The sequence below is a fragment of the Frankia sp. KB5 genome (genome assembly GCF_002099325.1).
Taxonomy (GTDB): domain Bacteria; phylum Actinomycetota; class Actinomycetes; order Frankiales; family Frankiaceae; genus Frankia; species Frankia casuarinae.
On record NZ_MRUJ01000021.1, the window covers coordinates 13,431 to 27,128 of the forward strand.

A 13,698-nucleotide genomic window follows, 5' to 3' on the forward strand; every position below is an offset into this window, starting at 1 on the left:
AGCAATCGCCCAACCGGGATCGTGTCGGCATCCACTTACCCGTCCGGTCACCCGATCGACGCGCGGGGATTGGCAGTCACGACCCGCGTGGTACACCGGAGGTGGACGCCTCGTCAGTCCCCAGCGACGAGGAGTCGCAGTGCCCGCCCTCACGGCGTGGCATGGCGCGGCCGGGGATCTCCGCCCCCGTCAATCCCCGGCCGCCCGGCCACGTCACGACGGACAGCCTCCCGGCGATGGCGCGGCGGCACGCCCGCCGCGCGCATCGGACCGCGGGCTGCGCACGACCCCCGGGCCCGCCGGTCAGCCCGCGGACGGGGTCCAGGTCGCCGGGTCCGCCGCGGACTGGTCCCCGGTGGCCATGTTCTTCACCTCGTGCGCCCGGCCATCGTCGAAGGGCGGGAACCAGACGAATCCGATGCCCTTGCGGGAGGCGTAGCGGACCTGCCTGGCCACCTTGTCCGGCTGGTGGTAGGTCTCCACCCGCAGCCCCCGGGTGCGCAGCTCGGCGGCCGTCGCGAGGGCGGCGGCGCGGCGCGGCGCGGCGGGGATCACGACCAGCACGTCGGCGGGGCTGGACGGCCCGGTGGTGAGCAGGCCCTCGGCCAGGAGCTTGGCGAAGATGCGGGTGAGGCCGATCGAGATCCCGACGCCGGGGAGGTTGCGGCGGATGAAGGAGCCGGCAAGGTTGTCGTACCGCCCCCCCGAGCAGATGCTGCCGAAGTCCGGCCAGTCGACGAACTTCGCCTCGTAGACGGTCCCGGTGTAGTAGTCGAGACCGCGGGCGATCGAGAGGTCCGCGACCACGTCGCCGGCGGGCAGGTCGGCGAGATCGCCGAGAACCGCGGCGAGCTCGTCGAGCCCCTCGGAGAGCAGGTCCGATTTCACCCCGAGCCGGCGTACCTCCTCGACGACGCCGGGATCGCAGCCCCGAATGCCCGTGAGCTCCAGGCAGGCGCGCACCTGGTCCGGGTCGAGCCCGACCGCGGTGGTCAGCAGCCCCTCCACCCCCGCGAGGCCGATCTTGTCGAGCTTGTCGGCGACCCGGATGACGGCCAGCGGATCGCCGATGCCCAGACCCTCGTAGAAGCCCTGGAGCACCTTGCGATTGTTGATGTTGAGGGTCCAGGGCGGAACGCCGAGGGTGCCCAGGACCTCGTGCACGATGCGGGGAAGTTCCGCGTCGAAGTGCAGGGGCACCTGATCAACGTTGATCACGTCGATGTCGCACTGGGTGAACTCGCGGAAGCGGCCCTCCTGAGGACGCTCCCCCCGCCACACCCGCTGGATCTGGTAGCGCTTGAACGGGAACACGAGGTCGTTGAAGTGGGCGGCCACGTACCGCGCGAAAGGCACTGTGAGGTCGAAGTGCAGGCCGAGGCGGGCGCTGTCGTCGTCGGCGTCGGCCTGCAGGCGGCGTAGCATGTAGACCTCCTGGGAGGTCYCCCCCTTCGCGGTCAGCACCTCGAGCGCCTCGACCGAGGGGGTCTCCACCGAGCAGAAGCCGTACCGCTCGAACGTCGCTCGGATGGTGTCGAGCCAGCGCTGCTCGACGAGACGGACCTCGGGCAGCCACTCGGGAAATCCGCTCACGGGCAGGGGACGGACGATCGGCGCGTCACTCATCGCCGCGGAATCTCCTCATCATCTCGAACGGACGGGCACCTGCCGCCCCGGGCACGGTCAACCGCGAAGCCGGGTGGCAGTCACCGATGTCGAGCGAGGAGACGCATAAGCAGCAGCCTATCGCGTGGGGCTCGTTGACCTCACAGCCGGAGAGCGATTCCACGGCGGGGATGGGGCCCGTTCCACCGGGCCCCATCCCGTCGATCACACCGGGTGCCCCGCGCGCGCCTCGACCTCCGCGAGCCGCGCACCCGTCTCGCCGCACTGCTCGACCGGCGCCGGCGGCGCTCCGTCCCCCCGGTGCCGCTGCTCCGGCAACGAGCTCGGGATGACGCCGGTCGGCCGGYCGGGGGCCAGGTAGACCCATCCGGCCTGGCGCCACTGGTCGGCGTCGAGCGCGTGCCGGGCGTCCACCACGACCTTGCGCCGGACCACGGCCCCGAGCCGGGCCGGGTCCAGGTCGGCGAACTGGCGCCACTCGGTGAGCAGGACCAGCGCGTCGGCCCCCTCGACCACGGCCTCGACGGAGTCGCTGTAGGCGAGGCCGGGCAGGGCCTGCCGGGCGTTGTGCGTCGCGACCGGATCCACGACCGTCACCCCGGCGCCGGTCTCGGCCAGTAGCCCCGCGACCGCGAGCGCCGGGGAGTCCCGCACGTCGTCGGAGTTGGGCTTGAACGCGGCGCCCAGCACGACGAGGCGCCGGCCGACCAGCGTGCCGTCGAGGGCCGCGGTGACCAGGTCCACCACACGGTCCCGGCGACGATTGTTGATCTCGTCGATCTCACGCAGGAAACGCAGCGCCGCACCGACCCCGAGCTCGTCTGCGCGGGCCTGGAAGGCCCGGATGTCCTTGGGTAGGCAGCCGCCCCCGAACCCCACCCCCGGACGCAGGAAGTTCCCGCCGATGCGCACGTCGTGGGACAGCGCCTCGGCCAGCGTCAGGACATCGGCATCGACCGCCTCGCACACCTCCGCCATCGCGTTGATGAAGGAGATCTTCGTCGCGAGAAAGGAGTTGGCCGCCGTCTTCACCAGCTCGGCCGTCGCGTAGTCGGTCACGATGACCGGCACCCCCTGGGCGATCACCGGCGCGAAAGCGGCCCGCAGCGCTCCCTCCGCAGCCGGGGAGGCGACACCGAAGACGAGCCGGTCCGGTCGCAGGGTGTCGGCCACCGCGAAGCCCTCCCGGAGGAACTCCGGGTTCCAGGCCAGCTGGACGCCGGCGAGATCGCTGGAGATGTCGGCGGCGGGCTCGTCCACCTCGTCATGGCCCAACCCGTCATGACCCACCTCGACGCGGCCCAACCCGTCGGCCCCCGCCGCGCCGGGCGCCGTCTCGCCCGCGACCGGGCGGTTCGCCGGGGCGAGCTGCGCGATCGTCCGGGCGAGCCCCGCAGCCGTGCCGGCCGGCACCGTCGACTTGCCGACCACGAGGCACGGCCGGGTCAGCAGCGGCGCGAGGCGCTCGATGGCGGCGTGCAGGTGGCTCAGGTCCGCCCCGTAACCGTCGGCACGCTGGGGGGTGCCCACACAGACGAAGTGCACGTCGCCGAACTCGGCAATCTCCTCGAAGGAGGTGGTGAAACGCAGCCGTCCGGTCCGGAGGTTCGCGCGCAGGAGGTCGGCGAGGTCGGGCTCGAAGAACGGGATCTCCCCCGCGGACAACCGCTCGATCTTCGAATGGTCGACGTCCACGGCGAGCACCTCGAAGCCAAGCTCCGCCATGCACACCGCGTGGGTGGCCCCCAGGTACCCGGTGCCGATGACGGTCAGGCGTGGACGAGGCCCGGTTCCGGGCGCCGCCGCATCATCAAGGCTGTCCGACGAGCTCATCAGGCTCCTCCTCATCGTCGTACCCCCCTGGATTGAGACGCTGAAACTCCCAGGCGTCCCGGCACATGTCCGCGACATCCCGGCGGGCTGACCAGCCGAGTGCCGTACGGGCGAGCGCCGCGTCGGCGACCAGGGCGGCGACGTCCCCCGGCCGCCTCGCCACGACGCGACTGGGGAGATCACGAGCGCAGGCCGCGGAGAAGGCCGCGAGYAGTTCCCGCACGGAGGTGCCAGCGCCGGTCCCGAGGTTGATGACCCGATGTCCCGCCTGGTCATCGAGATGATCGAGAGCGAGTCGATGGCCCTCCGCCAGGTCGACCACGTGGATGTAGTCGCGTACGCCCGTGCCGTCGGGCGTGGGGTAGTCGTCGCCGAAGATGGACAGCTCCGGGCGCCGGGCGACCGCCACCTGGGCCAGGTAGGGCATGACGTTGTTCGRCACCCCACGGGGATCCTCGCCGAGCAGGYCCGACTCGTGCGCCCCGGCGGGGTTGAAGTATCGCAGGGACGTCACGTGCCAGGACGGATCCCGGGCGCAGAGGTCGGCGAGGATCTGCTCGCACATCCATTTGGTGCGCGCGTAGGGATTGGTCGGGCGGGCCGGCGTGTCCTCGGCGATCGGTACCTTGTCCRCCGCTCCGTAGATTGCGCACGAGGACGAGAAGACCAGCCGGCGCACGCCGTGCTCCGCCATCACGCGGACCAGACCCAACGTCGCGTTGACGTTCGTGTCGTAGTACTCCAGCGGGATGTCGACCGACTCGCCGACGGCTTTGAGAGCGGCGAAGTGAATAACGGAATCGATCTTCCATCGGCGGAACACGTCACCGAGCGCCGCCCGGTCACGGACATCGAGCCGCACGAAGTCGATGTCGCCGTCCACCACCTTACGCAGCCTGTCCAGCACCCGCGGTGAGCTGTTGACGAAGTTGTCCACTCCCACTACCCGATGACCCGCGGCGAGCAGGTCCACCCAGGTATGAGAGCCGATGAACCCCGTCGCCCCGGTCACCAGGACCGTCTCGGCTCGACTCGTCGACGTCATAGCTCGGTTATCCACTTCTTCGGTGATCAACTGAAACAACTCGTCACCGGTGCTCCACACCGGCCCGGAACAACCGATCCCGGCAGCAGGATCAACCCGACGGCGGCTAGGATCCGTACCACGGCCACGGCCACGGCCACGGCCACGGCCACGGCCACCGCCACCGCCCTTCGGCTGGACCGCGCGGTCCCGACCGTTCGGGCAGCGAACACCGCGATGGGCACGGGCACACCCGGGGCGACGGACATCGGGCACAGCAGAACATAACCCCCAGGTCGGTGCATCGCCGACCTGGTAGCGGCCGCGGCGATCCCGGTGAACCAGACGATCGGCGCGAGCAGGAGCCCCGGTCCGGTCACAGCGCCAGCGTCGGGTAGTGCACGGCCGGTGGCAAGAACCGCGCGCACGGCACCCGGGACCGGCGGCCCACGTCCCGGAAGAAGATGTCCGGGAGGTGGCGTGGCCACGGGAACTCTCGGGTCACCATTGCCGCGGACGTCCCGGGCCCGTCGCCGTTCGCCCACGCATCGGCGGCGAGGGCCCCGCCTCGGCCTGAGCGCGCACGGCAGGTAGGTGGCGCTGACATCCTCGGCGGGTTGCGGACCAATGCCACCGATCTCACGTAACGCGGCGGTGCACACGGCGTGGCGCCGGCCATCACGAACCCTCCCCCCGCAAACAGAAAGTCACGTTCCCCGCGCGGCCACGTTCCTGGAAAGCCACGTCCCCGGAAAGCTCGGTGGCGGGGCGGGACACCTGTGACGCCGGTCAAGCGACCTGACGGCTCTCCGCGAGCTGGCCGGCGAACCAGGAGATCGTCCGGGTGAGCCCGTCGTGCAGGCTCGTCTTCGGTTCCCAGCCCAGGAGGGTCCGGGCGAGGGTGATGTCGGGTTGACGCACCGAGGGGTCGTCCTGGGGCCGCGGGACGAAGGTGATCGGCGCCGTCGATCCGCACAGGTCACGGACGAGCACCGCGGTGTCGAGGATCGACATCTCGTGCGGGTTCCCAATGTTCACGGGCCCGGGCAGGTCCGAGTGCAGAAGTCGGACGATGCCGTCGATCAGGTCGTCGACGTAACAGATGGACCGGGTCTGGGTTCCGTCACCGGCGACCGTGATGGGCTCGCCCCGCAGCGCCTGGGAGATGAAGGCGGGAATGGCGCGACCGTCATCGACCCGCATCCGCGGGCCGTAGGTGTTGAAGATGCGGACAATACCGGTGTCGACACCGTGCTTGCGCCGATAGGCCATGGTCACCGCCTCGGAGAAGCGCTTGGCCTCGTCGTACACACTGCGCGGGCCGACCGGGTTCACGTTGCCCCAGTAGCCTTCCGGCTGGGGATTGACCTGTGGATCGCCGTAGGACTCCGAGGTCGAGGCGAGCAGGAACCGAGCATTCTTCTGCCGCGCCAGGCCAAGGGCGTGGAAGGTACCGAGCGAGCCGACCTTGAGCGTTTCGATCGGCAGCTCGTAGTAATCCACCGGAGATGCCGGGGACGCAAAGTGCAACACGGCGTCGACCGGACCAGAAACATAAATGAAATCATTCACATCCCGGTTGACCAGGCGGAAACGTGGGTCGGCGAGCAGATGCTCCACATTCTCCGGCCGGCCGGTGATGAAGTTGTCGAAACAGATGACCTCGTAGCCGCCGCCCAGTAGGCGTTCACAGAGATGACTGCCCAGAAAACCGGCGCCGCCGGTCACTATCGCACGCACGTCGTGTGCTCCCGGATCTGGAATACAGAGGACCCCGGAGAGTGCCCGTCGATCRCTGTCCGGAGTCCGGCGACGACGGGCGTCCTCCCTTGAGCCATGCGAAGGAGGCGGYGCATCCGATCAGATCGCGCCGCGAGGCCAGGTTGGAGGATCGGGGGAAACGGACATCAAATGATCGGAGATCAGAGGATCAGTAGCTGCTCACCCGCCGGAGCACTCAGCATGGACACTGCCGGACCGATCTCGAATGGCCGCAGGACACGAACACCGCACTACCCCCCAGTAGTCTGATGGCCGACAACGCCGACCCTCTGCGGCATCGTACACAGGTCATCGACGCGTTAAGTACGCGGCCCGGCCCAGTCTCCCTCCTAGCCACGTCGATACGATATAACCACCCGTCACCGATGGCGCCCGACTCCCTACGGGAGATGTCAATGGCCGTCCCGGAGCCGCCTGCATTGGATGAGCAATTCACCGCCAGGGGACGGAGCACGGTCACCCGCGGGAGTGCCGCTCAAGGACGATCGCGTGACGCATCGCGGCGCGTCCCCGGCGGGTGTCCCCGGCATCTCCATAGGAGACCGCGAGCCGGTACCAGCGACGCCATTCACCCGGCGCCGCCTCGACCTCCGCCCGACGCTGGGCGAACGCGGCGTCGGCCGAGGCGCGGTCGATCCGGCCCGACGGCCGGCGCACGAGAACCGGCTCGTCGGCACGGGCGCCGGGGTCGAAGCCGCGGGCGGTGCCGGACTCGACGTCAGCCGTCGCATCCGCGGCTACGTCGAACATCCGGGCAAGCCGCTCGGTGTCGCGGCCGAAACGCAGCTCACGCAGGATGACGACGGCGCCGATCATCGGAAGCAGCACGACACCGAGACCGAGTCCACGGGCCGCCCAGCGATCGTCGCCGAGCAACTGGATTCCCCGCCACCCGATCAGCCCGAGGTAGAAGCCACACGCCGCGACGAGCACGGCCACCAGCCACCGGGCCCTCACCTGGACGCCCCACCGGATGCCGACGCCACCGGGCCGTCCGGATCCAGCCGGATCCGCGCCCCGGGTGCCGCCAAGGTCGCCACGACCGGCATCCGCCGCTTGACCAGGGAGCACACGTCGTCGGGGCGCGCCCGGGCCAGGCAGCTGAACGTCGTACCAAGATCGATACCAAAGACGCTACGGGTACCCGCCGGGAAACGACGGTCAACGTGTCCGACCACATCCGGAAACCTATCTTTCGCGGCCCGTGGTGGCAGCAGACACCTGCCCCAAGATGCCCGCGGCGCTAGTCCAGGTCGAGCAGCGACTCCAGACCGACCGTGAGTCCCGGTCGCTCGCCGACCTTCCGCACGCTTAGCAGCACCCCCGGCATGAACGAGGTGCGGTCGTAGGAATCGTGTCGCAGGGTGAGGGTCTCCCCGGCGCCCCCGAGCAGGACCTCCTGATGCGCGACGAGCCCGGCGAGGCGGACGGCATGCACCGGCACGCCATCGACCCGGGCGCCGCGGGCACCGTCGAGGGCGGCGGTTGTCGCGTCCGGRCCGGCCACCGGCAACCCGGCGGTGGTACGCGCCGCGGCGACCAGCTGCGCGGTACGCCGGGCGGTGCCGCTCGGCGCGTCGGCCTTGCCGGGATGGTGCAACTCGATGATCTCCACCGAGTCGAAGAACCGGGCGGCCCGGGCGGCGAACGTCATCATCAGCACGGCGGCTACCCCGAAGTTCGGCGCGACGAGCACCCCGACCCCCGGTGCCGCGGCCAGCCAGCCACGCAGGGTCGCGAGCCGCGGCTCGTCGAAGCCGGTGGTGCCGACGACGACGTGCTTGCCGGCCTGGACGCACCAGCGGAGGTTGTCCATCACCGCGTCGGGGGTGGTGAAGTCGACGACGACGTCGGCCGCGGCGAGCGCACCACGGTCATCGCCGGTGCCGAGGGCCGCGACCAGCGCCAGGTCGGCGGCGGCCTCGACGGCGGCACACACCGTCGACCCCATCCGTCCCCGTGCACCGAGCACCCCCACCGCTGTCCCGGTTACCGGGACAGCGCCGGTTACCGGGACAGCGCCGGTTACCGGGACAGCGCCGGTTACCGGGACAGCGCCGGTTACCGGGCGGGACTCGGAGTCGGACATCGGTGAACCTCTCGGGACGAGAGTCGCTAACGGGCGACGGCGGCGCTGAAGTCGTGGTCGTCGAAGGGTCCGATGACGCCCAGGGCCCAGGACTGGTCCAGCAGCTCCCGCGCGATCGCGGTGACATCGTCGAGGGTGACCGCGTCCACCCGGGCGATGATCTCGTCGACCGACAGGACCTCACCGTGGACGAGCTCGCTCTTGCCGAGGCGGCTCATCCGGGATCCGGTGTCCTCCAAGCCGAGGATCATCGAGCCGCGGTTCTGCCCACGGGCCCGGTCGAGTTCCTCGGCACTGATCCCGTGCTCGGCGATCTGGCGTACCTGCTCACGGGCGAGCTCGAGGACCACGTCGGCACGCTTGGGGGCGCATCCGGCATAGACGCCGAACAGGCCCGCGTCGGCGAAGTGGGAGGCGAACGAGCCCACCGAGTACGCCAGCCCCCGCTTCTCCCGGATCTCCTGGAACAGCCGCGAGCTCATCCCACCGCCCAGCGCCGTCGACAGCACGCCGAGCGTGTAACGGCGCGGATCGTGCCGGGACAGTCCCCTGGTGCCGAGCACGAGATGCGCCTGCTCGGTCGGCCGGTCGGTCACGACGATGCCGGGCGGCGGCGGGTAGTCGTACGATCCGCCACGCACCTCGAACGGCTCGGCGCTCACCGTCAGACGGTCGGCGAACGCCTCGGCGACCAGCGCCAGCGCCCGGTCGTGCGCCAGGTTGCCGGCGATGGAGACCACCATCGCCGGCGGGACGTACCGGGAGCGGTAGTAGTCCGCGATGGTCTCCCGGCCCAGCCCCTCGATCGACTCGGTCGTCCCGAGCACCGGGCGGCCGAGTACCGACGACCCGAGCATCGCCGCCGCGAATACGTCATGGACGAGGTCACCCGGGTCGTCCTCGTACATGGCGATCTCCTCCAGGATCACGCCACGCTCGGCCTCGACGTCGTCGGCTGTCACCAGCGAGTTGGTGACCATGTCGGCGATGACGTTGACGGCCATCGCGAGATCGGAGTCGAGCACCCGCACGTAGTAGCAGGTGTACTCCTTGCCGGTGAAGGCGTTGATGTCCCCGCCGACCGCCTCGACCGACGCGCTGATAGTCAACGCGTCCCGGCTGGGCGTGCCCTTGAACAGCAGGTGCTCCAGGTAGTGGGAGCATCCGGCGGTCACCGGCGTCTCGTCGCGCGAGCCCACCGCGACCCAGACGCCGATCGCGACCGAGCGCACCCCGGGGACCCGCTCGGTGATGACCCGCAGACCGCCGGGGAGCACGGTGCGGCGCGCCGTGCCGTCCAGCAACGATTCGCCACTGACTCCGCCAGCAGCGAGCAGGTGCGCGGCCCGGGCGCCGGGAACCGGCTTGTTCCGCGGCGCGCCGGCGGTCCCCGCTGAGCAGGTCAGGTCGGGCGTGGGAGTGTCGGACACGACGGGCCGTCAGGAGGCGGCGGCCGCCGCGTCGGCGGCTTCGGCGCTCGGGGACAGGCTGATCTTCCCGCGGCTGTCGATCTCGGTGATCTCGACCTGGAGCTTCTGGCCCACCGTCAGGACGTCCTCCACCTTCTCTACCCGCTTACCGCCGGAGAGTGTCTTGAGCTTGCTGACGTGGAGCAGGCCGTCCCGGCCCGGGGTGAGYGAGACGAAGGCCCCAAAATTGGTGATCTTCACAATCGTCCCCAGATAACGCTCGCCGACCTCGGGCATCTGCGGGTTGGCGATCGCGTTGATCGCCGACCGGGCGGACTCCGCCGACGGACCGTCCACCGCGCCGATGTAGATCGTCCCGTCGTCCTCGACGGTGATCTCGGCACCGCTGTCCGCCTGGATCTGGTTGATCATCTTACCCTTGGGTCCGATGACCTCCCCGATCTTGTCCACCGGGATCTTGACGGAGATGACCCGCGGGGCGTGAGCGGACATCTCGTCCGGGCTGCCGATGGCCTCGGCCATCACGTCGAGGATCGCGAGCCGCGCCCCGCGCGCCTGCTGGAGCGCCGCGGCGAGGACCGAGGCCGGGATGCCGTCGAGCTTGGTGTCGAGCTGGAGCGCGGTGACGAAGTCCCGGGTGCCGGCGACCTTGAAGTCCATGTCCCCGTAGGCGTCCTCGGCCCCGAGGATGTCGGTCAGGGTGACGTAGGAGTCGTCGGYGTGGATGAGGCCCATCGCGATCCCGGCGACCGGCGCCTTGAGCGGTACCCCGGCGTTGAGCAGCGACAGGGTGCTCGCGCACACCGAGCCCATGCTCGTTGACCCGTTCGAACCCAGCGCCTCGGATACCTGCCGGATCGCGTAGGGGAACTCCTCGCGGCTGGGCAGCACCGGGAGCAGGGCCCGCTCGGCGAGTGCCCCGTGGCCGATCTCTCGGCGCTTCGGCGAACCGACGCGGCCGGTCTCGCCGGTGGAGTACGGCGGGAAGTTGTAGTTGTGCATGTACCGCTTGGTGCGGTCGGGGTTGAGCGTGTCGACCGTCTGCTCCATGCGCAGCATGGCCAAGGTCGTGACGCCGAGGATCTGCGTCTCGCCCCGCTCGAACAGCGCCGAGCCGTGTACCCGCGGGATGTAGTCGACCTCGGCCGACAGCGCGCGGATCTCGGTTGTCGAGCGACCGTCGATGCGCACGCTCTCGGTCACGATGCGGGAGCGGACGAGCTTCTTGGTCAGCGCCCGGTAGGCGGCGCCGATCTCTTTCTCTCGCCCCTCGAACTGGGAGGCCACCTTCTCGGCCGCGAGCTGGCGGACCCGGTCGAGCTCGTTCTCGCGCTCAGCCTTGCCGGGGATGCGCAGCGCGGCGGACAGCTCGTCGCCGATTGCCGCGGACAGCGCGTCCAGCACGTCGTCGTGATAGTCGATGAAGACGGGGAACTCCCGGGCAGGCTTCGCGGCGAGCGCGGCCAGCTCGCTCTGGGCCCGGCAGAGCTCACGGATGGCGGGCTTCGCCGCCTCGAGGCCCGCGGCCACGACCTCCTCGGTGGGAKCCGGCGCGCCGTGCGCGAGCAGCTCGACCGTGCCCGGGGTCGCCTCGGCCTCCACCATCATGATCGCGACGTCCGAGCCGTCCTCGATCACCCGACCGGCCACGACCATGTCGAAGGTCGCCCGAGCGAGCTCCGCATGGGTCGGGAAGGCGATCCACTCGCCGTCGACGAACCCGACCCGGGTCGCACCGATCGGCCCGGTGAAGGGCAGGCCGGACAGCGTCGTCGACGCGCTGGCCGCGTTGATGGCGACCACGTCGTAAAGGGTGTCGGGATCCAGGGCGAGCACGGTGGCCACGACCTGGATCTCGTTGCGCAGCCCCTTGGCGAACGACGGCCGCAGCGGCCGGTCGATGAGCCGGCAGGTGAGGATCGCGTCCTCGCTGGGGCGGCCCTCCCGCCGGAAGAACGAACCGGGGATGCGCCCGGCCGCGTACATCCGCTCCTCGACATCCACCGTCAGCGGGAAGAAGTCGAGCTGTTCCTTGGGCTGCTTGCTGACCGTCGTCGCCGAGAGCACCATCGTGTCGCCCAGGTAGGCGACGGCGGAGCCGGCGGCCTGCTTGGCGAGACGTCCGGTCTCGAACCGAACCGTCCGGTCTCCGGCCGGGGTCGCGATGACCGCTTCGGCCGCATGTGTCGAGTCGTCCACTCGAACCACTCCATCCTCTTCCTCGGCCGGATCCACGCGGCCGAGCCTCTTCTACGGCCGGGTCCACGCCAACGAGGATGCCGGTGCTCAGTCGAAGTCCCCGGGTCCGGTGCCCGTACCCATCCCGGCGACCACGACCGAGGACCGGCGGCTCGCACCACCACGGACCCGGCCAGGTCCTCCACACCGCCGAGCGGACGACTCCGCCGACGGCTCGACGCATTCGGTACCTACCCCCGATGCGTCAGAGGGAGCGTCCCACCCGGGCCGCTCCCCCTCTTCGCGCTACCGCCGTAGCCCGAGTCGCTCGATCAGAGCGCGGTATCGGTTGATATCCGTCTTCGCCAGGTAGTTCAGCAGCCGTCGGCGACGGCCGACGAGCAGCAGCAGACCGCGGCGGCTGTGGTGATCGTGCTTATGCACCTTGAGATGCTCGGTCAGGTCACTGATCCGACGGGTCAGCATCGCGACCTGCACCTCGGGCGAGCCCGTGTCCCGCTCGACGGTGGCGTAATCGGACATGATCTTCTGCTTGACGTCRCTCGCGAGCGGCACGCTCCACCTTCTCCTTCTGTTTCGGGACGGCGCGCGTCCGGGGTCTTCCCCACCCGGATCGATCACCGGACCTCGGCATCATCGCCGTCCGGTCCGGACACACCGCACCCGCCTGACCGGGAAGCCTATCAACCCGAGGAGAGCCGCTCGGCCACCGGCGGAGTTCAGCCGAGTTCAGCCGAGTTCAGACGAGCAGGGTTGCCGCGCGGGTGGCCTCCACATCCGCGGCCATCTGGGTGACGAGCTCGGCCACCGAGTCGAAGCGCAGGGTCGGACGCAGCCGATGGGTGAACTCGTAGGCCATGTACTCGCCGTAGAGATCCTCGTCGAAGTCCAGGAGAAACGCTTCGACGCGCCGGTCGCGTCCCTCGAACGTCGGATTCGTACCGATCGAGATGGCGGCGGGCTGGCGGCGGCCGGACCAGCAGGCGAAGCCCGCGTACACGCCGTCCGCCGGAACGGCGGCCCACGGCGTCACCTGGATGTTCGCCGTAGGATAGCCGATGGTGCGGCCACGCGCGTCGCCGTGCACGACGACACCCTCGACCCGATGCGGCCGGTCCAGCGCGGCCGCCGCAGCCGCCACGTCGCCCTCGGCCACCCGGGCACGGATCGCCGTCGAGGAGAGCACCTGCTCGCCGGAGCGGACGAGACGGACCCCGTCAACCTCGAATCCCTCCCGGGCGCCCGCCTCCGACAGCGTCGCGAGCGTCCCGGCGGCCCGGTGACCGTAGGTGAAGTTCTCCCCCACCACGACCACGCTCGCCCGCAGCCGCTCGACCAGTATCCCGTGCACGAAGTCAGCCGGGGAGACCCGACTGAACTCCAGCGTGAACGGCTCGACGCAGAGCGCGTCCACCCCGGTCCCGGCCAACAGCTCGGCCTTGAAACGCAGCGTCGTGAGCAGGGCGGGATGGCTGCCGGGTCGCAGCACCTCACCGGGATGCGGGTCGAAGGTCAACACCAGCGAACGCTCACCGCGTTCCCGCGCCAGCCGGACCGCCCGGCCGATGATCTGCCGGTGCCCGAGGTGCACCCCGTCGAAGAAGCCAATCGTGACGACCCCGCCCCGCCACTGGACAGGCGTGTTCTCCGCCCCTCGCCACGTTTGCACGTGCGAAGCCTAGGACATTCTCGTGGGGCGCTGTCGGGCCACCGAA

12 protein-coding genes are annotated in these 13,698 nt (G+C 70.1%); all 12 read right to left on the reverse strand.

The window, feature by feature from the left end:
- Window positions 1–303: 303 nt before the first annotated feature.
- Window positions 304–1,626 carry a histidine--tRNA ligase gene (gene hisS, locus KBI5_RS02215; RefSeq protein WP_085014180.1) on the reverse strand — a complete coding sequence of 441 codons (1,323 nt, stop codon included), beginning with the start codon at window positions 1,624–1,626 and terminating at the stop codon, window positions 304–306.
- Window positions 1,627–1,830: 204 nt separating this feature from the next.
- Window positions 1,831–3,459 carry a UDP-glucose/GDP-mannose dehydrogenase family protein gene (locus KBI5_RS02220; protein ID WP_085014181.1) on the reverse strand — a complete coding sequence of 543 codons (1,629 nt, stop codon included), beginning with the start codon at window positions 3,457–3,459 and terminating at the stop codon, window positions 1,831–1,833.
- Window positions 3,437–4,504 carry a UDP-glucose 4-epimerase GalE gene (galE, locus tag KBI5_RS02225; RefSeq protein WP_085014182.1) on the reverse strand — a complete coding sequence of 356 codons (1,068 nt, stop codon included), beginning with the start codon at window positions 4,502–4,504 and terminating at the stop codon, window positions 3,437–3,439. Before galE ends, KBI5_RS02220 begins: the two co-directional genes overlap by 23 nt.
- A 26-nt stretch (window positions 4,505–4,530) precedes the next feature.
- Window positions 4,531–4,863, reverse strand: a complete 333-nt coding sequence (locus tag KBI5_RS02230; protein ID WP_085014183.1) for a hypothetical protein — start codon at window positions 4,861–4,863, stop codon at window positions 4,531–4,533.
- Window positions 4,864–5,272: 409 nt separating this feature from the next.
- On the reverse strand, window positions 5,273–6,223 hold the full coding sequence (locus KBI5_RS02235; RefSeq protein ID WP_023840212.1) for a UDP-glucuronic acid decarboxylase family protein: 951 nt from the start codon (window positions 6,221–6,223) through the stop codon (window positions 5,273–5,275).
- A 498-nt stretch (window positions 6,224–6,721) separates the two neighbouring features.
- Window positions 6,722–7,222 carry a hypothetical protein gene (locus KBI5_RS02240; protein WP_011437928.1) on the reverse strand — a complete coding sequence of 167 codons (501 nt, stop codon included), beginning with the start codon at window positions 7,220–7,222 and terminating at the stop codon, window positions 6,722–6,724.
- Window positions 7,219–7,443 carry a hypothetical protein gene (locus tag KBI5_RS02245; protein ID WP_023840213.1) on the reverse strand — a complete coding sequence of 75 codons (225 nt, stop codon included), beginning with the start codon at window positions 7,441–7,443 and terminating at the stop codon, window positions 7,219–7,221. The genes KBI5_RS02240 and KBI5_RS02245 overlap by 4 nt, the downstream gene beginning before the upstream one ends.
- A gap of 65 nt (window positions 7,444–7,508) precedes the next feature.
- Window positions 7,509–8,243: a 4-hydroxy-tetrahydrodipicolinate reductase gene (dapB, locus tag KBI5_RS02250; protein ID WP_011437929.1), complete on the reverse strand. Its 735-nt coding sequence runs from the start codon at window positions 8,241–8,243 to the stop codon at window positions 7,509–7,511.
- 137 nt (window positions 8,244–8,380) lie between these two features.
- On the reverse strand, window positions 8,381–9,760 hold the full coding sequence (locus KBI5_RS02255; RefSeq protein ID WP_049761120.1) for a pitrilysin family protein: 1,380 nt from the start codon (window positions 9,758–9,760) through the stop codon (window positions 8,381–8,383).
- 33 nt (window positions 9,761–9,793) lie between these two features.
- A complete protein-coding gene (locus KBI5_RS02260) occupies window positions 9,794–11,983 on the reverse strand; it encodes a polyribonucleotide nucleotidyltransferase (protein ID WP_085014185.1) in 2,190 nt (729 codons plus the stop codon).
- 285 nt (window positions 11,984–12,268) lie between these two features.
- The gene (gene rpsO / locus KBI5_RS02265) at window positions 12,269–12,538 is read right to left on the reverse strand and encodes a 30S ribosomal protein S15 (protein ID WP_011437932.1); all 270 of its coding nucleotides are present in this window, start codon (window positions 12,536–12,538) and stop codon (window positions 12,269–12,271) included.
- Window positions 12,539–12,722: 184 nt separating this feature from the next.
- Entirely contained in the window at window positions 12,723–13,652 is a 930-nt protein-coding gene (locus KBI5_RS02270; RefSeq protein WP_011437933.1) for a bifunctional riboflavin kinase/FAD synthetase, read from the reverse strand.
- Between the last annotated feature and the right edge of the window lie 46 nt (window positions 13,653–13,698).